At 65.7% G+C, this 23,689-nt stretch carries 22 protein-coding genes; 10 read left to right on the top strand and 12 right to left on the bottom strand.

The window, feature by feature from the left end; translation table 11 throughout:
- Positions 1-60: 60 nt before the first annotated feature.
- Positions 61-1,242: an NO-inducible flavohemoprotein gene (hmpA, locus tag ACQ4WR_RS00405; protein ID WP_102296261.1), complete on the bottom strand. Its 1,182-nt coding sequence runs from the start codon at positions 1,240-1,242 to the stop codon at positions 61-63.
- Positions 1,243-1,377: 135 nt separating this feature from the next.
- Entirely contained in the window at positions 1,378-1,788 is a 411-nt protein-coding gene (locus tag ACQ4WR_RS00400) for a hemerythrin domain-containing protein (protein WP_102296260.1), read from the bottom strand.
- A gap of 228 nt (positions 1,789-2,016) precedes the next feature.
- Between ACQ4WR_RS00400 and ACQ4WR_RS00395 the strand changes: the two genes are divergently transcribed.
- From ACQ4WR_RS00395 to ACQ4WR_RS00365, 7 genes are all read left to right on the top strand, one after another.
- Positions 2,017-2,895 (top strand): STAS domain-containing protein, encoded by an 879-nt coding sequence (locus ACQ4WR_RS00395; RefSeq protein WP_102296284.1) that lies wholly within the window; start codon positions 2,017-2,019, stop codon positions 2,893-2,895.
- Between the two features lie 7 nt (positions 2,896-2,902).
- On the top strand, positions 2,903-3,265 hold the full coding sequence (locus ACQ4WR_RS00390; protein ID WP_102296258.1) for an STAS domain-containing protein: 363 nt from the start codon (positions 2,903-2,905) through the stop codon (positions 3,263-3,265).
- A gap of 10 nt (positions 3,266-3,275) precedes the next feature.
- The gene (locus tag ACQ4WR_RS00385) at positions 3,276-3,713 is read left to right on the top strand and encodes an anti-sigma regulatory factor (protein WP_436484533.1); all 438 of its coding nucleotides are present in this window, start codon (positions 3,276-3,278) and stop codon (positions 3,711-3,713) included.
- Positions 3,698-4,789: an ATP-binding SpoIIE family protein phosphatase gene (locus ACQ4WR_RS00380; protein WP_436484531.1), complete on the top strand. Its 1,092-nt coding sequence runs from the start codon at positions 3,698-3,700 to the stop codon at positions 4,787-4,789. Before ACQ4WR_RS00385 ends, ACQ4WR_RS00380 begins: the two co-directional genes overlap by 16 nt.
- Before the next feature lie 13 nt (positions 4,790-4,802).
- Positions 4,803-6,626, top strand: a complete 1,824-nt coding sequence (locus tag ACQ4WR_RS00375) for an ATP-binding protein (protein ID WP_102296254.1) — start codon at positions 4,803-4,805, stop codon at positions 6,624-6,626.
- Positions 6,613-8,127, top strand: a complete 1,515-nt coding sequence (locus ACQ4WR_RS00370; protein WP_436484529.1) for an ATP-binding response regulator — start codon at positions 6,613-6,615, stop codon at positions 8,125-8,127. Before ACQ4WR_RS00375 ends, ACQ4WR_RS00370 begins: the two co-directional genes overlap by 14 nt.
- A 149-nt stretch (positions 8,128-8,276) precedes the next feature.
- Entirely contained in the window at positions 8,277-9,398 is a 1,122-nt protein-coding gene (locus tag ACQ4WR_RS00365) for a metallophosphoesterase (protein ID WP_102296252.1), read from the top strand.
- A gap of 13 nt (positions 9,399-9,411) precedes the next feature.
- Here the strand turns inward: ACQ4WR_RS00365 and ACQ4WR_RS00360 are convergent, their stop codons facing one another.
- Genes ACQ4WR_RS00360 through ACQ4WR_RS00350 form a run of 3 tightly spaced genes read right to left on the bottom strand, consistent with a single transcriptional unit; the run spans position 9,412 to position 11,429 of the window.
- Complete coding sequence (locus ACQ4WR_RS00360; RefSeq protein ID WP_436484527.1) at positions 9,412-9,744, bottom strand: hypothetical protein; 333 nt, start codon at positions 9,742-9,744, stop codon at positions 9,412-9,414.
- Positions 9,741-10,490: a DUF4303 domain-containing protein gene (locus ACQ4WR_RS00355; RefSeq protein WP_436484526.1), complete on the bottom strand. Its 750-nt coding sequence runs from the start codon at positions 10,488-10,490 to the stop codon at positions 9,741-9,743. Before ACQ4WR_RS00355 ends, ACQ4WR_RS00360 begins: the two co-directional genes overlap by 4 nt.
- A gap of 15 nt (positions 10,491-10,505) precedes the next feature.
- Positions 10,506-11,429, bottom strand: a complete 924-nt coding sequence (locus tag ACQ4WR_RS00350) for a LysR family transcriptional regulator (RefSeq protein ID WP_436484524.1) — start codon at positions 11,427-11,429, stop codon at positions 10,506-10,508.
- Positions 11,430-11,552: 123 nt separating this feature from the next.
- On the opposite strand from ACQ4WR_RS00350, the gene ACQ4WR_RS00345 reads away from it, so the two are divergent.
- On the top strand, positions 11,553-12,320 hold the full coding sequence (locus ACQ4WR_RS00345) for an SDR family oxidoreductase (protein WP_436484522.1): 768 nt from the start codon (positions 11,553-11,555) through the stop codon (positions 12,318-12,320).
- A gap of 65 nt (positions 12,321-12,385) precedes the next feature.
- On the opposite strand, the gene ACQ4WR_RS00340 is transcribed toward ACQ4WR_RS00345, so the two are convergent.
- From ACQ4WR_RS00340 to ACQ4WR_RS00310, 7 genes are all read right to left on the bottom strand, one after another.
- Positions 12,386-13,774, bottom strand: coding sequence for a c-type cytochrome (locus ACQ4WR_RS00340; protein WP_436484520.1), 1,389 nt, complete (start codon positions 13,772-13,774; stop codon positions 12,386-12,388).
- Entirely contained in the window at positions 13,771-15,381 is a 1,611-nt protein-coding gene (locus ACQ4WR_RS00335; RefSeq protein WP_102296242.1) for a GMC family oxidoreductase, read from the bottom strand. Before ACQ4WR_RS00335 ends, ACQ4WR_RS00340 begins: the two co-directional genes overlap by 4 nt.
- 9 nt (positions 15,382-15,390) lie before the next feature.
- Positions 15,391-15,915, bottom strand: a complete 525-nt coding sequence (locus ACQ4WR_RS00330; RefSeq protein WP_436484518.1) for a sugar dehydrogenase complex small subunit — start codon at positions 15,913-15,915, stop codon at positions 15,391-15,393.
- 28 nt (positions 15,916-15,943) lie between these two features.
- On the bottom strand, positions 15,944-17,137 hold the full coding sequence (locus ACQ4WR_RS00325; RefSeq protein ID WP_436484516.1) for a porin: 1,194 nt from the start codon (positions 17,135-17,137) through the stop codon (positions 15,944-15,946).
- Positions 17,138-17,504: 367 nt separating this feature from the next.
- Positions 17,505-17,960 carry a homoprotocatechuate degradation operon regulator HpaR gene (gene hpaR, locus ACQ4WR_RS00320; RefSeq protein WP_436484514.1) on the bottom strand — a complete coding sequence of 152 codons (456 nt, stop codon included), beginning with the start codon at positions 17,958-17,960 and terminating at the stop codon, positions 17,505-17,507.
- A gap of 203 nt (positions 17,961-18,163) precedes the next feature.
- Positions 18,164-19,981, bottom strand: coding sequence for a DUF885 domain-containing protein (locus ACQ4WR_RS00315; protein WP_436484512.1), 1,818 nt, complete (start codon positions 19,979-19,981; stop codon positions 18,164-18,166).
- Positions 19,982-20,056: 75 nt separating this feature from the next.
- Positions 20,057-21,091: a LacI family DNA-binding transcriptional regulator gene (locus ACQ4WR_RS00310; protein ID WP_436484510.1), complete on the bottom strand. Its 1,035-nt coding sequence runs from the start codon at positions 21,089-21,091 to the stop codon at positions 20,057-20,059.
- A gap of 129 nt (positions 21,092-21,220) precedes the next feature.
- Between ACQ4WR_RS00310 and ACQ4WR_RS00305 the strand changes: the two genes are divergently transcribed.
- Positions 21,221-22,414: a phytanoyl-CoA dioxygenase family protein gene (locus ACQ4WR_RS00305; RefSeq protein WP_436484508.1), complete on the top strand. Its 1,194-nt coding sequence runs from the start codon at positions 21,221-21,223 to the stop codon at positions 22,412-22,414.
- A 30-nt stretch (positions 22,415-22,444) separates the two neighbouring features.
- Positions 22,445-23,563: a Gfo/Idh/MocA family protein gene (locus tag ACQ4WR_RS00300; RefSeq protein WP_436484506.1), complete on the top strand. Its 1,119-nt coding sequence runs from the start codon at positions 22,445-22,447 to the stop codon at positions 23,561-23,563.
- Positions 23,564-23,689 lie beyond the last annotated feature (126 nt).

Raw genomic sequence — 23,689 nt, 5'->3', positions numbered from 1 at the left:
TTACCCGCCCCTTACGGCGGAAATTTTTTCACGCCAGGGCAACACCGTAGCGACAAACAGTCAGTTCAGCGCGGCGGCCGGGCCGAAGAATTCATGATGCGTCTGCTGTTCCGGCACGCCCAGTTCGCGCAGGTATTGCTTGACGGCGCGCATGAACGGTTGCGGTCCCAGGAAATACGCATCGACGTCGCGCGATACAGGCAGCCAATGATCGAGGCGCTCTTTGCTCAGCAAGCCGACCGCGTCCGGCGCGTCCTGTTCGCCGGCATGTTGCGCGTAGCAGTAATAGCGTTTCAGCTGCGGGTGCTGCGCGGCCAGCGCGTCGATCTGCTGGCGGAACGCATGCACGCCGTGGTGGCGCGCCGCGTGGATGAAGTGCACGGGGCGCTTGCCGCGCAGCGCCGCCGTCAGCATGGCCAGGGTCGGCGTGATGCCCACGCCGCCGCTGATCAGCACCAGCGGCTTGTCGCTGTCCGTCAGCACGAAGTCGCCCGACGGCGGCGTCAGCTGGACGGTATCGCCGACCTGCACGCGGTCATGGAAGAAATTCGACACCTTGCCGCCCTGCTCGCGCTTGACGCTGATGCGGTAGGTCTGGCCATTGCTGGCGGCCGACAGGGAATACTGGCGGCGCATGGGCACGCCATCAACATCGGCCACCACGCCGATATACTGACCCGGCGCGAAGTCCAGCACGGGCAGGCCATCGGCGGGCGCCATCAGGAACGACGTGATCTCGGCGCTTTCCGCGGTCTTGCTTTGCACTAGGAAATCGCGCGCGCCGCTCCAGCCGCCGGGCGCCGCAGCCTTCTGTCGATAGATGCGCCCCTCCTCGCCGGCCAGGATGTCGGCCAGTTGGCCGTAGGCCGCGCCCCAGGCATCGATAACGGCGTCGCTGGCGACCTCTTCTCCCAGCACTTCGCGGATGGCTTGCAGCAGGCTGGCGCCCACCAGCGGATAGTGTTCGGCGCGGATCTGCAAGGCCACATGCTTGTTGACGATGGTCGATACCAGGCTACCGAGCGCGTCGAGCTGGTCGATATGTTTGGCATACATCAGCACGCCATTGGCCAGTGCGCGCTGCTGCTCGCCGCTGTGCTGGTGCGCCTGGTTAAAGTACGGCAGCACTTCGGGATGGTCGCGGAACAGATTCTGGTAGAAATGGCGGGTCAGCGTCTCGCCGCCCTGCTCGAGGATGGGGACGGTGGCGGTGATGATGGCGCGTTGTGCTTGGGTCAGCATGGATACTCCAGTGGGATTGGTTGAAATGGGCAATTCGGAAAGCAAGGCAGCCGAAAAAACGTAGCGAGCGGCAATGATTTGTGGTCGGGCAGCGCAGGTCGCAAAGCACGCCGCGCAGCACGCATGAGCGGCTGCCTAAAGCGTCTCAATGGCCGGATACAGCTCGCTGTCTTCGCGCCGCATACGCTGGTACAGCGCATGCAGCACGCTGTTGGCTTCGCTGCGGAAGGCATCCGGCTCCGCTTCCAGGCGCACGGGCGTGTTCCAGCGGCCGGCAAATTCCAGGTAGGCGCCAGCGATGCCGTGCATCTCGTTTTCATACGCGCGTCCCATCCGGGCGACTGTTGCCACGCCCGACGCTTGCGCGGCCGGATACAGATAGCGCTGTTCGACGGCCAGGTGCAGCTTGATCAAGCCGCTCATGGCAACGATCTGGCCGGCGATCGCCTGGGCCTGGGCGGCCACGCCGCCGCGCGCCAGCTGGCGCAAGTCATCGATGGCGGCCAGGATGGCCAGGTGCTGCTGCTTGAATTTGTCGATATTCATGGTGTTTCTCTCTTGTTGAGTGTGGCCAGTGTAGCGGAATTCACTTAAACATTCAAATCATCTACATCTTTAAAGGCGGTGTTTTTGCACGAAACAGGCATCGACATGCCCACTATGTGCGGCACAGAACACAACAATAAGCCGCGCCTGCCTATACTTGTCCATGACAGCACGGCCCCCTTTCCAATGCAGGCCGCGGCGCAACTTTTACTCCAGCCAAGGATGAGCATGAAAATCAAGACAGGCACGGGCCAGGCGCAGCAACTGGCCGCCATCATCAGCGAACACCACACGGAACTGCTGGACGGCTGGATGGCCGGCCTGATCGCCCGTCTGGTGCGGCGCGACAAAATCGCGGAAAACGAGCTGCGCCAGCAGGCGTCGCAATTTTTGCCCCTGCTGGTGCGCGCGCTGGAAAACAGCGATTCCTTCGATATCGACGCTGGCGCCTGGGACGACGCGCGCCAGCTGCTCGGCGAAATATCGCAGTCGCGCGTGCGCCAGGGCTATGCGCCGATCGACACTGCCAGCTTCGTGTTTTCCCTCAAGGAACCGCTGTATACCTACCTGCGCCAGGCACTCGCCGAGCAGCCGCAGCAGCTTGGCGACGCCATCGTCAGCACCAGCAAGCTGTTCGACGAACTGGGCCTGCTGACCATCGCCATCTATCAAAAGGCGCGCGAACAGGTCATCATGCGCCAGCAGCAGGAATTGCTGGAACTGTCCACGCCGGTGGTGCAACTGTGGCAAAACGTGCTGGCCCTGCCCCTGATCGGCACGCTCGACAGCGCACGCACGCAGGTGGTGATGGAAAGCCTGCTGCAAAAGATCGTCGATACGGGCGCGCTGATCGCCATCATCGACATCACGGGTGTGCCCACCGTCGACACCCTGGTGGCGCAGCACCTGCTGAAAACCATCGCGGCGGCGCGCCTGATGGGCGCCGACTGCATCATCAGCGGCATCCGCCCGCAGATCGCGCAAACCATCGTGCACCTGGGCGTCAACCTGGAAGACGTGCTTACCAAGGCCACCCTGGCCGACGCCTTTGTCGTGGCCCTGAAACGCACGGGTTCCACCATCACCTACCAGCAGCACCAGCACTGAGGCGCCTATGGAAAGAATCCCCATTTTACGCATGGGCCGGCTGCTGCTGGTGACCATCCAGGTGGACATGCATGACCGCCTGGCCATGACCTTGCAGGACGACCTGACAACACGCATCGTCAAGGACCGCGCCACGGGCGTGCTGATCGACATTTCCGCGCTCGACATCGTCGACTCCTTCATCGGCCGCATGATCAGCAACACGGCGGCGATGGCCAAGATCCTCGACGCGCGCACGGTGGTCGTCGGCATGCAGCCGGCCGTCGCCATCACGCTGGTGGAGCTGGGCCTGGCGCTGGAGGGCGTGAGCACGGCGCTGAACGTCGAGCTGGGCATCAAGCTGCTGGAACGGAGCGGCGAATGGGAATGACGGGGGCGCCGTGCTAGGCGCGCAGACACAGGAACGCGCGCAGCCAGGGGCGCCGCAGATCCTGCCCCTGCATAGCGACGAGGATGTCGTGCGCCTGCGCAAGCTGGTACGCGACAGCATGGTCGCCATGGGCTTCAGCCTGATCGAGCAGACCAAGATCATCACGGCTGCCAGCGAGCTGGCGCGCAATACCCTGCGCTACGGCGGCGGCGGCGAAGCGCGCATCGCGCGCGTCAGCGAAGGCGCGCGCCAGGGACTGGAACTGCGCTTTGTCGACCAGGGACCTGGCATCGAGGATATACCCCTGGCGCTGACCGATGGCTACACCAGCGGCGGCGGACTGGGACTGGGGCTGGGTGGCGCCAAGCGCCTGGCCGACGCATTTCACATCGACACGGCGCCCGGCATGGGCACCACGGTCATCATCGCGAAATGGAAACTGTTTTGAACCACCTGGAGCCGCAGCCCGACATACTCAGGCAAAGAAGTTTTTCCATCGGCGAACCGAGCGAGATCGCCGCGGCCCGCCGCGCCGGCAACGAGCTGGCGCGCCTTGTCGGCTTCGACGATGTACGCGCGGGCCAGCTGGCCATCGTCATCAGCGAAGCGGCCACCAACATCATCAAGCACGCGCGGCGCGGCGAGATCCTGCTGCGCAAGGTGCTGCGCGGCGGCACCAGCGGCATCGAAGTGCTGGCCATCGACCAGGGTCCGGGCATGGGCAACGTGCGCCAGCACATGCAGGATGGCCAGTCGACCACGGGCACGTATGGCGTGGGGCTGGGCGCGATACGCCGGCTAAGCCAGGAATTCGACCTGTACACGGCGCCCGGCAAGGGCACGGCGCTGATGATGGTGGTATGGGGGCCGCACGCCAGCAGCAGCATTCCCGCCAGTCCGAACTGGCAGATCGGCGCCGTCTGTCTGCCGCTGGCATCGGAACAGGTCTGCGGCGACGCCTGGAATATCGTCTGCGAAGGCCATGAACTGAGCCTGATGGTGGCCGATGGCCTGGGCCACGGCCCGCTGGCAGCCAGGGCGTCGGAAACGGCCAGCGCGCTGCTGGAAAACAGCACGCCAGGCCTGCCGCCCCTGCCTGCGCCCTTCATCGAACTGGCCCATGGCGCCCTGCGCGGCACGCGCGGCGCGGCCATGGCGGTGGCGCATATCGATAGCGCGCGCCGCGAACTGCGCTACGCCGGCGTGGGCAATATCGCCGCCTGCGCCTTCGATGCGCATCAGCGGCGCCACCTGCTGTCGCATAATGGCATCGTTGGCAGCAATCTGCGCAAGGTGCAGGAATTCCGCTATCCATGGCAGCTGGGCACCATGCTGGTCATGCATACCGACGGCCTGCACACGCGCTGGGACCTGGAACAGTATCCGGGCCTGGCGCAATGCCACCCCAGCCTGGTGGCCGCCGTGCTGTACCGCGACTTTGCGCGCGGCCGCGACGACATCACGGTGGTGGTGCTGCGCGAGCATGAAGAACACGAAGCCGTGACGGGACAAGAAACGGCATGAGGAAAGGAAGAGCATGACTCAACGCATATTGACGGCGAATATCGCCAGCGAACTCGATGTGGTGGGGGCGCGCCAGCGCGCGCGGCAGATCTCCGCCCTGTGCGGCTTCGGCGTGCAGGACCAGGTGCGCATCGCCACGGCCGTGTCGGAACTGGCGCGCAATGTCTACAACTATGCGGGCAGCGGCAAGATCCATTTCGCCATCGACGGCCAGACGGCGCCGCAGCTGTTCAGCATCCGCATCGAGGACCAGGGCCCCGGCATCGCGCAGCTCGAGCAGATACTGGCCGGCAGCTACCGTTCGCCCACGGGCATGGGCCTGGGCATCCTCGGCGCACAGCGCCTGATGGATCGCTGCCATATCCACAGCGTGCCGGGCATAGGCACGGCCATCACCCTGCAAAAGCTGTTCCCCCGCGACGCGCCGCTGCTCGACGGGCGCAAGATCGGCGCCCTCTCCGGCAGCCTGCAGGCGCTGCCATCGGACATCACGCTGGCCGAAGTGCAGCAGCAGAACCGCGAGCTGCTGGCCACCCTGGCCGAACTGAAAACGCGCCAGGACGACCTGCTGCAGCTGACGCGCGAACTGGAAGACACCAACCGCGGCGTGGTGGCCCTGTACGCGGAACTCGATGAAAAGGCCGACCACCTGCGCCGCGCCGACCAGATGAAATCGCGCTTCCTGTCGAACATGAGCCATGAATTCCGCACGCCCCTGAGCTCCATCCGCGCCCTGTCCAAGCTGCTGCTTGACCGCATCGACGGCGATCTGTCGGAGGAGCAGGAAAAACAGGTACTGTTCATCCTGCAAAGCGCCGTCAGCCTGAACGACCTGGTGAACGACCTGCTGGACCTGGCCAAGATCGAGGCGGGCAAGGTCGACGTGCACGCCAACAGCTTCCAGGTGGCAGACCTGTTCAGCGCCCTGCGCGGCATGCTGCGCCCGCTCCTGGTGTCCGAGTCGCTCACGCTCACCTTCATCGACCCCAACCCGGCGCTGCACATCCACACGGACGAAGGCAAGCTGTCGCAAATCCTGCGCAACTTCATTTCCAACGCCCTCAAGTTCACGGAAGCGGGCGCCATCATCGTCAGCGCCACGCCGCTGCCGGAGCGCGATGCGATCCGTTTTTCCGTGTCCGACACGGGGCTGGGCATAGCCGCCGAGGACGTGCAGGTGATTTTTGAGGAATTCAGCCAGGTGGAAAACCACATGCAGCGCAAGGTCAAGGGAACGGGCCTGGGCCTGCCCCTGTGCCGCAACCTGGCGACCCTGCTCAATGGCACGGTGGCGGTGGAAAGCACCCTGGGCCAGGGTTCGCTGTTTTCCGTCGTCCTGCCCACCAGCTACCACGCGCCGGAAGGCAGCCTGCCGCCGTGCGCGCCGGCCAACGACAATGGCAACGACCAGCGCATCCCCGTGCTGGTGGTGGAAGACAATCCGCCCATCCGCCTGCTGTATGAAAAATTTTTGGCCGGCAGCGAGTTCCGCGTGGTGGCGGCGCGCAGCGTGCGCGAGGCGCAGGAGCGCTGGGAACAGCAGCGCCCCGCCGCCGTCATCCTCGACATCCTGCTGCATGGCGAAAATGCCTGGCACTGGCTGGCCGAATTGAAAAACGATCCGCTGCGGCGCCAGGTACCGATCATCGTCGCCACCGAAATCGACGACAAGCGCAAGGGCCTGGCGCTGGGCGCGGACGCCTACTACGTCAAGCCCCTGCTGCGCCAGCAACTGCTGGCCACCCTGCGCGCGCTGATCGGCAATACACACCACCGGCAAGAGCCGGCTCCGCCGCAAGGCACCACCAACTGGGATGATGCGCATGCTACCGGATAACAACAGCGATGCTCTGATCCTCAACGTCGATGACAGCGACGGCGCACGCTACGCCAAGTCGCGCATCCTCAAACGCGCCGGCTTCAAGGTGATCGAAGCGTCGAACGGCGGCGACGCGCTGCTGCGCGCACGCCAGGAACGCCCGAACCTGATCCTGCTCGATGTCAAGCTGCCCGACATCAATGGCCTGGAAGTGTGCCGCCAGCTCAAGGGCGGCGCCGAAACGAATACCATCCTGGTGCTGCAGACGTCGGCGTCGTGCATCGGTACGGCCGACAAGATCCGCGCCCTTGACGGCGGCGCCGACAACTACCTGGTCGAACCGATCGAGGCGGACGAATTGATCGCCAATGTGCGGGCGCTGCTGCGCCTGGGCCAGGTGGAGCGCGAACTGCGCGAAGTCGACCGCCGCAAGGACGAATTCCTCGCCACCCTGGCGCACGAGCTGCGCAATCCGCTGGGCCCCATCCGCACGGCGCTGGCCCTGCTGTGCAAGCTCGATCCCGTGGTGCCGGCCATGCAGGACAATGCGCGCCGCACCATCGGGCGCCACACGGACCACCTGGTGCGCCTGGTGGACGACCTGCTCGACGTGTCGCGTATTTCGCAAGGCAAGATCTCGCTGCAGTGGGACAGCGTGAACCTGGCAGGCGTGGTGCGCAGCGCGCTGGAAACCAGTTCGCACAGCATCGAGGCGCGCGGCCATGCGATCGACATCGACTTGCCCAAGGAAGAACTGTGGGTTCGCGGCGACGCCGTGCGCCTGTCGCAAATTGTCGCCAACCTGCTGCTCAACGCGGCCAAGTTCACCTCGCCCGGCGGGCGCATTGCCATCGCCGCCGCGCGCGACGGCGACAATGTGCGCATACGCCTGAGCGACAACGGCATCGGCATCGCCGCCGCCAGCATCGACAGCATCTTCGGCCTGTTCGCGCAAAGCGGCCATTCGCCGGACCGGGTGCAGGATGGCCTGGGCATCGGCCTGTCGCTGGTGCGCACGCTGGTGGAACTGCACGGCGGCCAGGTCAGCGTCAGCAGTCCCGGCGTGGGCCTGGGCAGCACCTTCGAAGTCCGGCTGCCGCTGGTCGCCAACGTGCCGATGCCGGCCACCGTGCCGGAAGCGGCAGTGGCGGGCAGCAGCCAGCGCATCCTCGTCGTCGACGACAATCGCGATGCGGCCGACACCCTGGCAGAACTGCTGGATATGTATGGCCACGCGGTACGCACGGCCTACACGGGCGCGCAGGCGGCCGAGCGCACCCTGGAATTCAAGCCCGACATCGTCTTCCTCGACATCGGCCTGCCCGACATGAGCGGCTACGAAGTGGCGGTCAAGCTGCGCCAGTTGCCGATCCCGCAGCAATTTCAGCTGGTGGCGCTGACCGGCTATGGCCAGGAACACGACCGCCAGGCGGCTTTGGCGGCGGGCTTCAATGAACACTTTGCCAAGCCTGTCGACTTCGGCAAGCTGGCCGCGCTGGGACTGCACATCGGGCAGTGAGCCGGGCCGCGAGGGCCTGCTGCTTGACCTGCCGTCGTCTATAATCGGAAGATGGCCGAGGCAACAGTGCCGGCCCGTCCGGCTTGTCCGGCACACGACCCTGGCCGCGCAGCGCCTGCGCCGCCGCGCCCCCTCACTGGAACGATCACATGAAAACCCGCACGCCACTGCTGCGCATCACCATGATACTGGGCGCCCTGCACGCCCTGCTGGGCTGGCTCCTGCTGCCGGCGCTGCCCGTCGGCCTGGCCGGCTGGCTGCTGGGCGGCCTGGTCTTGCTCGCCTCGACCATGCTGATGCCGATGACCATCTTCGCCCGCGCCGTTACCAACGATGCGCGCCTGGCCGACCGCCTGAGCTGGGCCGGCTCGCTGTGCATGGGATTTTTTTCCTCGCTGTTCGTGCTTACCGTACTGCGCGCCCTGCTGATGCTGATTCCCGCCGCGCGCCAGCATGCACAGGCATCCGCCGTGGCCGTCCTGGTTCTGGCCCTGCTGGCGACCGTTGTTGGCTTCATCAACGCCCGCCGCGTGGCGCGCGTGCGCGAAGTGACGGTCCCCATCGCCGGCCTGCCGGCCGCGCTGCAAGGCTTGAGCATCGTGCAATTGAGCGACATCCACGTGGGCGCCACCATCAAGCGCGCGTATGTGGAAGCCATCGTCGCGCGCGCCAACAGCCTGCAGGCCGACATCATCGCCATCACGGGCGATGTGGTCGACGGCACGGTGGCGCAGCTGGCCAGCCATACGGCGCCGCTGGGCGAGCTGCGCGCGCGCCACGGCGTGTTTCTCGTCACGGGCAACCATGAATATTATTCGGGCGCCGCGCCGTGGGTGGCGGAATTTCGCCGCCTGGGCTTGCGCGTGCTGATGAACGAACACGCGCTGCTGGAACACGGCGGCGCGCGCCTGGCCCTGGCCGGCGTCACCGATTTCAACGCGGCCGGTTTCGACCCGGCCCAGAAGAGCGATCCGCACGCCGCCATCGCCGGCGCTCCCGCCGGCATTCCCCGCATCCTGCTGGCGCACCAGCCACGCAGCGCGCCGGAAGCGGAAGCGGCAGGCTACGATTTGCAACTGTCCGGCCACACGCACGGCGGCCAATTCTGGCCCTGGAACCTCTTCGTGCCGCTGCAGCAGCCCTATGTGGCGGGCCTGCACCGGCAAGGCCGGCTGTGGATTTATGTGAGCCGCGGCACCGGTTACTGGGGGCCGCCGAAACGCATCGGGGCGCCGGCGGAGATTACGCTATTGAGGCTGGTGGCGGTGTAGCCAGGGGGCGAGGTCAGAAAGGGAAAAGCCGGCCGTCACGTTCAAGCATGCCCGATTCGACCTGCGCGATGGCCACGCAGCCGTCCGTACCGGCCGCCAGGATTGCCACGAGCCGCACCGGGTCGTGATAGAGATAGGCGCCGCCCATATGGCAGGGGACGTGGTCCAGCAAGCGTCCGGCAAGTTCCGCATCGTGGATGGCAAGGCGCACAGGGCAATGCCCATCGGCCAGTTCCAGGTTTGCACTCTCCCCCACAACGAGCATCCCCGCGATCGCATATCGGCCGCCATGGAGACTGCTGCCACCGCCTTGCAGCAGCGCGGCGGTCAGTACCTGGCCGCTCATGCAGCGCCCGCCATCCAGCGCACGAAACGCGCCATCACCTCGGGTGGATTCAATCGCGCCATCGCGCCTCCCACCGCTTCGCTGTCGCTGACCTCGAACAGCAACACGAAATCATCGCGCTGCGCGCCCGCGCCAAATACCCCTTCTGCGTCCAGCCGCGCCAGGGCCGCGATACAGGCCTCGAACACGCCAGCGCGAAAGGCGGTGAAATCCACGTCGAACGGCAAGTGGCGATGCGCCTGCAGGAGCAGGCGGTAGGCGCTGTCGAAATACGCGCCGCCATCGTCAAACGCCCATTCGGCCGGATTCCACAGCATCTCTTCGCCGTATTCCGAGGCGGCCAGCGCTTCGCGGCTGTTCGCCATCGGGCCGATGGTCATGGCGCTGTCGTCGCTGACCAGCGCGAAAGCGTCGATATGCTGGCCGGTATGGGCGCGGCGCACGGCATCGACAGCCAGGCGCGTGGCGTCCGTCACCAGGCTTTGCAGCAGCGCGAAATCGAATACGGCCGGGTCGATCAGCATGGCGCGCGCCAGCGTATAGCCTTCGTCGAGGGCGGCCTGGCAATGCGCCACATAGGCAGCGCGCGCCAGCGCCTCGCTGGCGTATCCGCTGCGCGCCTCCTCGCCCCAGGTCATGGCCGCGCCGCCGGCCGTCCAGAGGTTCGCGCCAAACACGCGCGCCTCGCGGAAGCGGGCGGGTACATCGCCATCAAAGGTGTAAAACAGGCTGTAGTTGCTCGTCATGGAAAATTTTGTCGTTTAATCGGGCCGCATCTGCGCGGCGAAATCGCGCTGGCGGAACTGCTCCAGCAAAAAATCGACGAAGACGCGCGTCTTCGCGGGCAGCAGCTTCTTGCTGGGATAGTACACGGACAAGGGGCCGGAATCGGCATGCCAGCCGGGCAGCAGGCGCACCAGGACGCCGCTGCGCAAGTGGGCCAGCGCGTGCGGCATCGGTAGCAACGCCACGCCGACGCCCATGATGGCCGCCTGCGCCATCGCTTCCGGATCGTCGAAGATGGCGCGCGGCCGGCATTCGGCCACGCCTTCGCCGCCCTGGCCGTCGCGCAGTATCCAGCTGCGCAACCTGCCGCTGCCGGCCGAGCGGCGCGCCACGCCGTCGAAGTGGGTCAGGTCCGACGGATGCGCGGGCATGGCCTTGCCCTGCATGAAGGCGGGCGACGCCGTGGCGACGATGCGCACATGGCCCAGTTCGCGCGCCACCACGCCCGGCGTCAGCTCGATGCCGCCGCCGATGGCGACATCGAAACCTTCGCCGATCAAATCCACCTGCCGGTTATCGAAATGGCAGTCGGGGATCACGCCCGGATGGCGCGCGATGAAGTCGCCCAGCAAGGGCACCACATAGCTGCGCCCGAACGATGGCGCCATGCTGATTTTCAGGATGCCCGCCGGCTGGCCGCCCTCTTCCGCCACGCCGGCGATCGCTTCCTGCAAGGTGGCCAGGGCGCCACCGATCTGCTGCAGGAAGCGCTCGCCCCCTTCCGTCAGGGTCAGTTTGCGCGTGCTGCGCTGGAACAGCCGCAGTCCCAGGCCCGCTTCCAGGCGCGCCACGTTCTTGCTGACGGCGGCGGGCGTCAGGCCCAGGCGGCGCGCGGCGGCGGAAAAACTGCCCAGCTCGGCCGACAGCACGAATGATGGCAAGTGATTGAATGCGTCCATGTGCCTATTCTACCCGCTCATTTAATACGAATGGTTGAAAGTGATTGTAGCGATTCACGGCTAGCGCGGCAGGAATGAAAGGCAGATACTGAGCTTCTCGACTCATCACACAGAAAGCCCATCATGCAAACCCAAGCCAACACCAGCACTTCCCTGCCACTGCAAGACAAGGTCGCCTTTGTGACGGGCGGCTCGCGCGGCATCGGCGCCGCCATCGTGCGCCGCCTTGCCAGCCAGGGCGCCAACGTCGTCTTCACCTATCAAAGCTCCGCCGCCGAAGCGCAGGTGCTGGCCGCCACGGTGGAGGCGGACGGCGGAAAAGCCATGGGCGTGCAGGCCGACGCGGCCGACGCCAGCGCCCTGACGGCGGCCATCGACAAGGTGGCGGCGCAGTTTGGCCGCATCGATATCCTCGTCAACAACGCGGGCGTGTTCCTGCCCGGCGCCATCGACGATTTTTCGCTGGCGGACTTCGACAAGACCCTGGCCGTCAACGTGCGCGCCGTGTTCGTCGGCATCAAGGCCGCTGTGGCGCACATGGGGACGGGCGGGCGCATCATCAACATCGGCAGCACGAATGCGCACCGCATGCCGTTTGGCGGCGCTGCCGCCTACGCCATGAGCAAGTCGGCGCTGAGCGGCCTGACGCAAGGGCTGTCGCGCGACCTGGGACCACGCGGCATCACCATCAACAACGTGGAACCGGGCCCCGTCGCCACCGACATGAACCCGCCCACGGGCGACTTCGCCGACCTGATGCACGGCCTGATGGCCCTGCCCCGCCATGGCACGGCAGATGAAATCGCCGGCATGGTGGCTTACCTGGCCAGCGCGGAAGCGGCCTTCGTCACTGGCGCCGGGCTGAAGATCGACGGCGGCTTCGCCGCATAAAAAAAGGGTCAGACCCTGTCGGGTCTGACCCCAGCCTTTGCTTCAGGGCTTTGTTGCCAAGTTGCTTACGCTGCCTTGCGCCGCCGTCCGCGCCACCACAGCAGCAATGCCAGCAGCACCAGCACGCCGACGATGATGCCGGCGCGGGCCAGGCCGATCAAGTTCGAGGCAGGACCGCCGTTGCGCAGGGTCGTCACCTGTTCCGCCGTCACCTTGATTGCGGGATTGCCGTACATCTTCTGCACGTAATTGCCGAGGGTGACGATCTGCTCGTCCGACAAGGTCTGGCGGAAGGCCGGCATCAGGTGCCCGCTGCCCCCATCCTGCCGTTCCACGCCGTCGAGGATGGCCATCACCAGGTTATTGCTGTTGCTGCGGCCCGTCACCGAGTTATGGAACAGCGGCGGCAAGCTGCCGTCGAAACTGCCCTCGCCCTCGGCCTGGTGGCAGCTGGCGCACTGCGCATCGTACAGCTGCGCACCCGACATCTTGTTCAGGTTCTGCGGCAGCGGCACGCCGCGGATGCTGCTCAGCTCTTCGCCCGCCTTGCCCCATTGCGTCACCGGTTTCGTGTCGGCCTTGTCGCGGATGGCCGGCACGCCCTTGACGTAGTGGGCGATGGCGTTCAAATCGGCGTCGCTCAGGTGCTTCAGGCTATGGTCGATGGCTTCGGCCATCGGTCCCGCCGCCTGCGCCTTGTTGGCGCTACGGCCCGTGCGCAGGTAGTCGACCAGTTCCTGCTGGCTCCAGCCGCCCACGCCGCTGTTGATGTCCGACGTGATGTTCGGCGCATACCAGGTGCCCAGGTCGGCGCCGCCCAGTTCCTTCGACAACTGCTCGGCCATCAGCGCATTGCGCGGCGTATGGCAGGTGGTGCAGTGCGCCAGGCCTTGCGCCAGGTAGGCGCCGCGGTTCCATTCCATGCTCTTGCTGGCATCGGCCACGAAAGGCTTCTTGTCGAGGAAGAGCATGTTCCAGCCCGACATCGACAGGCGGATGTTGAACGGGAATGGCAAGTCAGTCTGCTTGGCCGGAGCCGCGTCGACAGCCGCCACGCCATGCATGAAGTAGTCATACAGGGCCGCCGTATCCTCGTCCGTCACCTTGGCATAGGCCGTGTAAGGCATGGCCGGGTACAGGTTGGCGCCGTCGGCGCGCACGCCATGGCGCACGGCGTCGGAGAACTGCTTGAGCGTGTAGTTGCCGATGCCATGCGTTTTCGACGGCGTGATGTTGGTGGCGACGACGGCGCCCAGCGGCGTGGCCAGGGCCAGGCCGCCGGCCATCGGTTTGCCGCCAGGCACGCTGTGACAGGCGATGCAGTCGCCGGCCGTGGCCAGGTAGCGGCCACGCTGGATCGCCGCCGCGTCCGGGGTGGATGCGCCGGCAGCGAGCACTGGCAAGGCCAGGGACAGCAAGGCGGCGCCCGCCGCCATTCTGAAGCTTGTCATCATGCTGTTCCTCCCTGTTGCTCGTCGAGGATGTGCTTGACGGTGCGCAGCGCCACGGCCAGGCCGTTTTCCGTCGAATTGCAAGTGCCGGACGTGGGCAGCACGCCGGTGCTGCACAGGAACAGGTTGGCGTGGTCGAAGGTACGGCCCCACTGGTCGCACACGGCCTTGGCCGGGTCGGAACCCATCGACAGGGTGCCGCAGATATGCTGGTTGTTGGCAAACACGCCTTCCTTGCTGTGGCGCAGATTGGTGCCGCCCATCAGTTTGGCGATCTGCTCGAAATCCTGCTTCGAGCGCTCGTGGCCACGCTTGGTGTACTCGTCGATCGCATAATGCGCCTGTGGCTTGGGGATGCCCATGGCATCCTTTTCGCTGCTCAGGGCAATGCGGTTTTCCGGGTTCGGCAGCACTTCCAGCACGTTTTTCAGGCTCATTTCACGGGCCGAGCGGAAACGCAGCTGCTGTTCGAACTCTTCGCCAAACACGCCCTTGCCGATCAATTCCCTGGTGGCGCCATCGACGCGCGAAATGTTCGTGAAGTCCAGGCGGTACGGCGAATGCTGGCTGCGGAAATCGCCGTCGCGCATGGTGTTGATGGAATTGGGGCTTTGCGGGCCCCGGCCCAGCCACAGGTCTTCATCGGCGTCGAAGGTAATCGAGGTGCTCGGGTGGTCCATCAGGTTGCGGCCCACCATGTCGCTGCTGTTGGCCAGGCCGTTCGGGTATTTCTCCGAAGCGGAAACGAGCAGCAAGCGCGGGCTTTCGATGCCGTTGGCCGCCAGAATAAAGGTCTTGGCCGTGACGCGGTGGCTCTTCTTGTCGACGTCATAGTACAGCGCGGCCGTGATGCGGCCCTGCGCGTCGTGTTCCAGCTTGTAGACGTTGGCATTGCAGACGATCTTGACGCCCGCTTCTTCCGCCTGCAGCGCGGCGATGCCGCCGTGGTATTGCGCGTCGATGGGGCAGATCGGCTGGCAGCTGTTGTTGCCGCAGCAAGCCGGGCGGCCGGCGTAGCTGACACTGTTGCGGGCCACCGTGTTGCCCACCACTTTATACGAGGGATCGAGGCGTTCGCGGATGCGGCGCATGGCGTACGGCTCCGTCACGGGTTCCATCGGGAATGGCTGCTTGCGCGGCGACCCGGTGTTCTCGGCACCCGAGACGCCCATGATTTCTTCCGCTTCCTGGTAGAACGGCTCCAGGTCTTCATAGCTGATCGGCCAGTCGACACCCACGCCATACAGGGTATGGATGCGGAAATCGTTGGGCACGTTGCGCCACGCCTGCGCGGCCCAGTGCCACGAGGTGCCGCCGAACTGGCGGATGTATTCGGCCGGGTACGGATACGGGCCGGCCTGCACCAGGTAGCCATTGTCCTTCGGCTGGTAGATCGGGTGCGGCGCCGTGGCGATGGACGGATACGGCGACATCCAGTCACTGCGGCGCGTCGTGTTGCGGAAACGCGAGACGATTTCACCGCGCGAGACGCGCGGTCCCGCTTCCAGGATCAGCACCGAGGCACCGGCCAGCGCCAGCTTGCGCGCGGCCAGGGAGCCAATGATGCCGGAGCCGATCACCAGGTAATCGGCGGAGAGTTGTTCAGCCATGATGGCTCCTTAAATTGGTTTTCTGGCCCAGCTGCCGTAGGCGCCGTAGGAATACGTGGGAGGCTTCAGCACGTCGGCCACGACGGCCGCGTTCAGCGCCTGCTCGTAGGCGACGCAGACGGCCGCCTCGCCCGTGCCGACGATGCCCAGGTACCAGGCGCTGGCGATCTGGCGCGGCAAGGCCGCCAGCGGCGACTGGGCCGGATCGAGCGCGTCCAGTGCCTGCTGCAGGCCGGCGGCCTGCAAGCCCTGCGCATTGATCAGCGACAGCAGCGCACGCACATTCGCCGGGAAGGCGGCGTCCTGCGCCACCAGTGCGTCGTACAGGCGCTTGGCCAGCGCCGGGTCGAGCACCTGGCGTCCGACCAGCATGGCCGACACGCCCAAAAAGGCGCCCTGCTCCGCATCGGCGACCGGCTCGGCCAGTGCCCAGGGGATCAGCGCCGCGGCCGAAGCCGACAGCAAGCCGGCCAGCACCATGCGGCGGCCGGGGTTCAGAGGGCCGCGGCCCTCCTTGTTATGTGTAGCGTCCAATTGAAGCTCCCGTGAGTTCAGCAACCGTTCAGAAAGAGTGCTTGAGACCGACCATCACCACCGTCTGGCCGCCGTTCGACGACGGCGTGCCGTTCTGCGAATCGCCGACCGAGGCAACGGCGCCGACGATGCCGCCGTCCTGGCCCAGGGTCTGGCCGCGCGCCAGCTGGCGCGCTTCGATCAGGTAGATCGCCGTGCGCTTGGACAGCGCGTAGTTCTGCTCGAACGACAGCTGGCGGTAGCGCGCGCGGTCGGTAATGCCGTTGGCTTGGCTGGCGAAGGTGTCGCTGTAGCCGGCTGCCAGGAACCACTGCGGCGTCAGCTGGTAGCTGGAGATCAGGCCGGCCGTGTTGAAGATGGCCGTGTCACGGAACGACGAGCGGGTACCGGCCTGGTACTGCACGTTGCTGGCATTGGCGCCCACCATCCACTTGCCCATGGTGTAGCGCGCGCTGGCGGCAATGAACTGCACGCTCTCGGCCGAGGCATAGCCCTGGTTGATGGCCGAGATGCCGAAGCTGCCCGAAGCCTTGCTGTTCCAGCCGCCCTGGCTGCAGCAAGCCATCATGCTGGTATTGTTTTCGCCGTTTTTCAGTTTCAGGTAGCCGAGCGCGAATTCGGCCGGCGCGGCACTGTACTTGACAGCGGCGCTGAAGCTGCTGCCGACGGCATTGCCGTCAGCCGCTTCGCCAAAGCCGTACTGCGCGCTCGCTTGCAGGCCGCGCCATGCGGGCATGCTGTAGGTCAGGGAATTGCTGATGCGCACGGTCGTGTCCAGGCCATCGATATCGCCAGGGTGGGCACCGGTGGCGCCCGTCAGGATGTTGCTCGACGCGAGGGAACCGACCAGCAGGTAGTACGGCGTGTACTGGCGGCCGGCCGTCAGGGTGCCGTAGGCGTTCGATTGCAGGCCCACATAAGCCTGGCGGTTGAACAGGGAACCTGCCGAGCTCATCGCGCCCGTGTCACTTTCAAAGCCGTTTTCCAGCAGGAACAACGCCTTCAGGTCGCCGCCCAGGTCTTCCACGCCCTGGAAACCGATTTTACTGGCAGACAAGCTGCCGCTGCGCATATAGGTATTCGAGTTGCCGCCCTGATTGCTGGCGTAGGCCGTGGCCGCGTCGACAACGCCGTAAATGGTGACATTGCTTTGGGCGCAAACGTTTGCGCCGATGAGCGTGGAGACGGCCAGCGCGACGGCGCGCATGCAAGTAATTTTCATTTTTTTCCTGACTTTCCTGTTTTATTGTACGCCCGGCATGTATTTCCACCAGGAAGGCAAAATACCGGCTGGGGCGCCGCGGTGCCGCCCGGTGCAAGGACCGGTGCTTCCGCTTTTCTTCTTGATTTAGATCAAGTGAGGTGAATTATACGCTTATTTACTCACATGTAAGTGAGTTTCTGGCAAGCATAGTCTTATAGCAAAACATCCCTTGGTCTTATAGCAAAACTTGCAGGCATGCGCGCACAAGCCCCGCAGGACGCGGCAAGAAGAAAAACAGGTGTGAAAAAAGCGGCGGCGGCACGTGTCAAAAAAACACGCGCATGGCGGGCGGGACGGTAGGTATAAGGTAAGCGGGAACGGCCGCTCAGCGCGGGATGGCGGGCGCCACCGGCAGGGTTTCCAGGGCGATAAAGGCGTCGAGCGCGCGGCGCATGTCGTCGAATACCTGCTTGCCGTAGGCTTCTTCCAGGCTGGCGTACTGCAAGTCGATCAGCTTGCCCATCTGCAAAAGCAGGCTGGCGCCCGCTTCCGACAGGTGCACCTTGCGGCGGCGCTGGTCGCCCTCGAACTTGCTGCGTCCGATCAGGCCGATTTCTTCCATGCGCGCCAGGATGCCGCTCATGCTGGGGCTGGAGATCTGGCAGATGTCGCACAGTTCGCGCGGTTCCAGGGTGGGGCTTTCATTGAGCGCGCGCATGATGCGCCACTGCTGCTCCGTCACGCCGAAGTGATTGAGGATGGGCCGAAAATGCTGCAGCAGGCTCTCGCGGGCCTTCAGCAGCAGTTGCGGCATGTTCGGATAACGGATCGGTAACTGCAAGCGGAACTCCCGGAGTGGCCAGAAAATTAGCGTAATTATACGGCTCGCCGGGGTGAAATGGCAGGCAGCCGTGGCGCGACATGCAAACGGCGCCGCGCAACGCGCCGGCCCGCCAATCAAGGGCGATCCCGCACCGCCTGGCCGCCACGTTCACGCTGTCGCGTCAACGGCGCGGCCATGGCTGCGGCGTGGCGTGGCGTCAATCAGCCCCTGGCTTTTTTCTGCTCGGGGATGAAATGCTCGCGCACGGCCTTGGCCAGCAGTTCCGGCGGCAGCAAGCCCTGGCCCAGCAGGAAGTTGTTGAACGCCAGGCGGTCGAATTTGTCGCCCAGCGCCAGCTCCGTTTCCGCGCGCAGCTGCAGGATGCGCGTGTAGCCATAAAAATAGCTGCCCGCCTGGCCCGGCATGTTGAAGGTGTAGCGGTCCAGTTCCTGGCGCGCCATCGGCTTCGACAGCATCACTTCATCCGTCAGGATGCGTCCCGCCTCTTCGCGCGTGACCTGCCCCAGGTTCAGCATCGGATCGAGCATGGCGCGCGCCGCGCGCAGCATGCGGAACTGCAGCGCGATGAACTGGCCTTCGGCCGGCTCGTACGGAATCATTTCCGCTTCCGCGTACAGGGCCCAGCCTTCCACGTTGACGCTGTTGAACGCATACAGGCTGCGCGCCTGCGACACGCCCCGCTCCACCATGGCGCTGAACTGCAGCTCGTGGCCGGGACGGCCCTCGTGCGCGCTCAGGGTCCAGGCGGCGCCGGCGAAATTGAAATCGTCATATGCCTCGCCCTTGCCGCTGCTGGTCGGATTGCTGACGGGGAGGACGAACTGGCCGTGCTCGCCCGTGTTGCCGATCAGCGGAGGCGGACGCATATGCGGCGCCGGCTGGGCCGCCGATTCGGCCGCCGACGCCAGGCGCATGGTCATGGCGCGCTGCGGCACGTCGACCACGCGCTGCGCGCGGATGCGCTCTTCGAGCTGCGTGTTGACGCCCTTGTAGTGCGCCTCGAGCTGCTCGTTGGGAATGGAATCGCTTTTCAGCGCGCGCAGCACCTGGCGGTAGTCCGTGCCGTCGACGCCCTTCAGCGCCAGCTTGGCCGCCACCACGGGCGCCAGCGCCTGCATGGCGGCGCGCGTTTCCAGGTAGGCCACTTCCGCCCGTTCCACCAGCGCGCGCGGCTCGATGTCAATGCCCACCTGCTTCAGGCGGAACGCGTACAGCTCGGGGGCCATGCGGAAATCCGTGCGCGACAGCGGCAGCACCACCTGCTTTTCCCACGCCGCGTACTCGTTCAATTGCTGTTCCATGGCCGCCAGCGCGCTTTCCGCACCCGTGATCTTCATGTCGGCAAACAGCTTGCGGATGCCGGCGATATACGTCGGCACGTTTTCCAGAGACTGCTCCACCTGCAGCCGCACGGGTCCCGCCAGGCCAGGCTTGCCGATCTTTTCCGTGAAGCGCGCCTTGGCCTGCTGCGTGATCGGCGTGCTGCCGGGATACTGGCCCACGTAGCGCTGCAGGCGTTCCAGCGCCTTGGCGCGGCGCGCGGCCGGGCGCTGCTCCTGCAGCAGGCTTTGCATGCTGCCAAAGACCATTTGCGGCACATCGACCCACGGCAGCGTGTATTTGGCTTCCAGCTGCGTGCCCATGATTTCCTGATCGACGGCGCCGATCAGGATTTCCAGGTCCTGGCGTATGCGTTCGTCGCGTTCCAGTGCCAGCTTTTGCTGCAATTGCGCGCGCGCCTTCTGCATGGCCGCCACATGGCGCTCGGTGATCTTCGGCCCCAGGTCGGCGGCCAGGCCATCGTATTGCGCCAGGCCCGTGTCGGAAGCGTCTTCAGGCGAAAACTGCGCCTGCGCCGCCAGCACGATGGCCGCGTTGCGGTTGCTCGCCTCGACCCAGGCGGACGCTGCGCTGGCGGTGGACGGGACGGCGGGAGCAACAGCCATGGCGGGCATGGCAAACGCGGTGGAGAGCAAGGCGGCAAGCACGGTCTGATGCAATTTCGGGATGACGGACATCGGGGGATTCCTTCCTGAGGTGAGCGATGAGCGAAGCGACGAGTATCGGCCAGCCTTGCCCGACTGTCAATTCACTCAGTTCAGCGGCGGCAGATTCCAGGGCGTGACGACCTGGATGGCCGACAGCGGCGCGGGCTGCGCCAGTGGCGGCAGCGCGCCCTGCGCGCGCAGCAATTCCTGGCATGCGCGGCGCATGTCCTGGCCCAGGTCATGGTGCAGCACGGCGTGTATGGCGCCCGAGGTGAGCAGCGCAAGGTTGTCCGCATCGAGGTCATGGCCGATGAAGACCTGGCAGTGGCGCCCCGCGCCGGCGAACGCCTGCACGATGGCGGCATTGCCGCCGCCGATGGAATACACGGCGGCGATGCCCGGATGGGCGGCCAGGGCCTGGCGCACCAGCGCGCCCGTGGCGCCGTCGATGCCATGGCCTTCGCTCACTTCGACGATGCTCACATGCCGGTGCCGTTCGCGCAGCGCGCGGCGAAAGCCGATCTCGCGCTCTTCTTCACCGTGAAAGCGGTTGCTGCTCAGGGTCACCAGCACCTGCTGTTTTTTTCGCGTAGCGCCCAGCCACTGGCCAAGCAGGTAGGCGGCCGTCTCCCCGGCCGCGCGGTTGTCCATGCCCACGTAGGCGCGCCGCGCGCAAGCGGGCAAATCCGTCACCAGGGTCACCACGGGAATGCCGGCCGCCGCCAGCCTGTTCACCGCCTCGGCCACCGGCGGCAAGTCGGGCGCTTTCAGCAGCACGCCGTGGCTGCCGTTCTTGCGGATGCGTTCCAGTTGCTCCACGATGCCCTGCACTTCCAGCGTTTCATTCAGGTGAAAGCGCGAACGCAGCACGGCCGGCTGCAACGATGGCAGTTGCGCTTCCAGCGCGGCGCGCACGGCGTCCGTAAAGCGGCGCGGCGCCACCATCAGCACGTCGAACATGAATTTTTTGCCGGACAGGCCCACCTGGGTGCTTTGCCGCGCCAGTTCGTCGAGCGCCTGCGTGACGCGGCGCACCGTGTTCGCATGCACGCCGCCGCGCTGTTTGATGACGCGGTCGACGGTGGCCACGCTGACGCCGGCCTGCAGCGCCACGACCTTGACGGGAAAGGGATGGGTCATTGGGTGTCCCCTTACGGGCATGGAATTGATGGTTTTCTGATGGTTTTTCTGATGAAAAATGCGGCTTTTCATGCCTATACTGATTCTACAACATCATTCATGAAAAACATCCACATCAGGAGACACCGCATGCACACCACCGACGCCGGCACAGCGCCGCCTGCCCCTTATTGGCTGACACCGGAAAGCTGCGACCTGCCAGACTTCATCGCCACAGTCAGCCAGCGCACCGTGCTGGCCGATTATCCGCACGCCGCCGCGGTGCAGGAAAATATCCTCGTGTACGACTGCGGCGCCGTGCGCGCGCTGGCCGCCAGCCCCGCCGCGCTGCGCTTGCTGCAGGCCGAATGGGGCAAGGCCCTGATGGACGGCCCCGGCGTCATCGTATTGCAAGGCGCCGTCGATGATCTCGCGTCGCTGGAACAGGCAAGCGGCGTGTTTCGCGCCCTGATCGCCGAGCAGCATGCCAGCGGCCAGGCGGGCGGCGACCATTTCGCCAAGCCGGGCGCGAATGACCGCATCTGGAACGCCCAGCAAAAGCTCTGCCTGCGTGCCCCGGAAGTTTTCGCGCGCTATTACAGCAATCCCGTCTTCGCCTGGATAGCGCAGGCGTGGCTGGGACCGGCCTACCAGATGACGGCGCAAGTCAATGTCGTCAATCCGGGCGGAGCGGCCCAGGCGCCGCACCGCGACTACCACCTGGGCTTCCAGAGCGCCGCCGCCTGTGCCGCCTACCCGGCGCCCGTGCACCAGATGTCCGCCATGCTCACCCTGCAGGGCGCCGTCGCCCACTGCGACATGCCGCTGGAATCAGGCCCGACGCTCTACCTGCCAGGTTCACAGCGCTACCGGGCCGGCTTCCTGGCCTGGCAGCAGCGCCCCTTCCGCGACTATTTCGCGCAGCATTGCGTGCAGCTGCCGCTGTCCAAGGGCGACGCCGTGTTCTTCAACCCCGCCCTGTTCCATGCGGCCGGGCATAACCGCTCTTCCGATATCCGCCGCATGGCCAACCTGCTGCAAGTGTCGTCGCCGTTCGGCCGCGCCATGGAAGCGCTGGACCGCCGCGCCATGAGCGCCGCCCTGTATCCCGCGCTCCAAGCCTTGCTCGCACAGGGATCGCTGTCAGCCGAAGGCATGGCGCACGCGGTGGCCGCCTGCGCCGAAGGTTATGCCTTCCCCAGCAACCTGGACCGCGACCAGCCCATTGACGGCATGGCGCCGCCCACGCAGCAGCAGCGCATGCTGCAGGCGCTGGGGCAGCAATGGCCTGCCGCGCGCCTGGCCGATGCGCTGGACAGCCACGCCTGGCGCCAGCAAGCCTGATTCCATCCCGCACACTCCCGGAGACTCCACATGCAAGACATCAACATCGGCCTGATCGGCGCCGGCTACATGGGCAAGGCCCACACCATCGCCTACAAGGCCGTGCGCAGCATTTTCCCCACGGCCCTCAATCCCGTGTGCGCCTGCATCAGCACCAGCAGCGCCGAAGGCGCGGCGCGCAGCGCGCAGGAACTGGGCTGGCAGCGCTCCACCGGCGACTGGCGCGCGCTGGTCAATGATCGCGCCATTGACGCCGTCATCGTCGCCACGCCTCCGGCCACGCACAAGGACATCGTGCTGGCCGCCCTGGCCCTGGGCAAGCCCGTCTTCTGCGAAAAGCCGCTGGGCATGACGGCCGCCGAATCCTTGCTGCTGGCGCAGGCGGCGGAAGCGGCGGGCGTGGCCAATATGGTCGGCTACAACTACATCCGCACGCCGGCCAGCCAGCTGGCCAGGCAAATCATCGCCTCGGGCGAAATCGGCGAGATCATCCACGTCGCCGCCGAACACGTGGAAGACTATCTGCACGACCCGCGCGCGCCCGCTTCGTGGCGCACGCGGGAAGCCACGGCAACGCGCGCCGGCGCGCTGGCCGACGTCGGCTCGCACCTGCTCAATCTGGCCCTGCGCCTGGGCGGCCCCGTCGATGCGCTGGTGGCGGACATGAACACCGTGCATGCGCAGCGCCAGGGCCGGCACGGCATGGAAGCGGTGGAAAATGACGACCAGGGGAATCTGATGCTGCGCTTTGCCAGCGGCGCGCTGGGCGCCCTGACCTTCAGCCGCGTGGCGGCCGGGCGCAAGATGGGCTATACCTACCGCATCACGGGAACGAAAGGCGCGATTGCCTTCGACCAGGAAGAGCAGAATGCATTATGGCTGTACGACGCCGGCCGCCCCGCGCAGCGCCAGGGCTTCCAGCGCCTGCTGATGGGCCCTGCCCACCCCGACTACCTGGCATTTTCCCAGGGCGCGGGGCACGGCACTGGCTACAACGAGCAGATCGTCATCGAGGCACGCGATTTTCTGCACGCGATCGCCAGCGGCGAACCGGTCTGGCCCACCTTCCGCGACGGCTACGAAGTCGACCGGCTGATCGATGCGGCGCTGCGCTCCGTGCAGGAGCGCAGCTGGATTTCCCTGCGTTGACGATTCATCTACCTATCGAATCACTCATGAGATCGCGGCTTTGTCCTCGGCATGCATCTTTACGGAGAAAACCGAGGCTACCGTTTCTCAGGGTTTAACAAAGCGATACTGCACCGTACAACAATA

The sequence above is a fragment of the Janthinobacterium amylolyticum genome (assembly GCF_051380655.1).
Taxonomy (GTDB): Bacteria; Pseudomonadota; Gammaproteobacteria; order Burkholderiales; family Burkholderiaceae_D; genus Janthinobacterium.
This window is presented reverse-complemented; position numbering and strand designations above follow the sequence as displayed.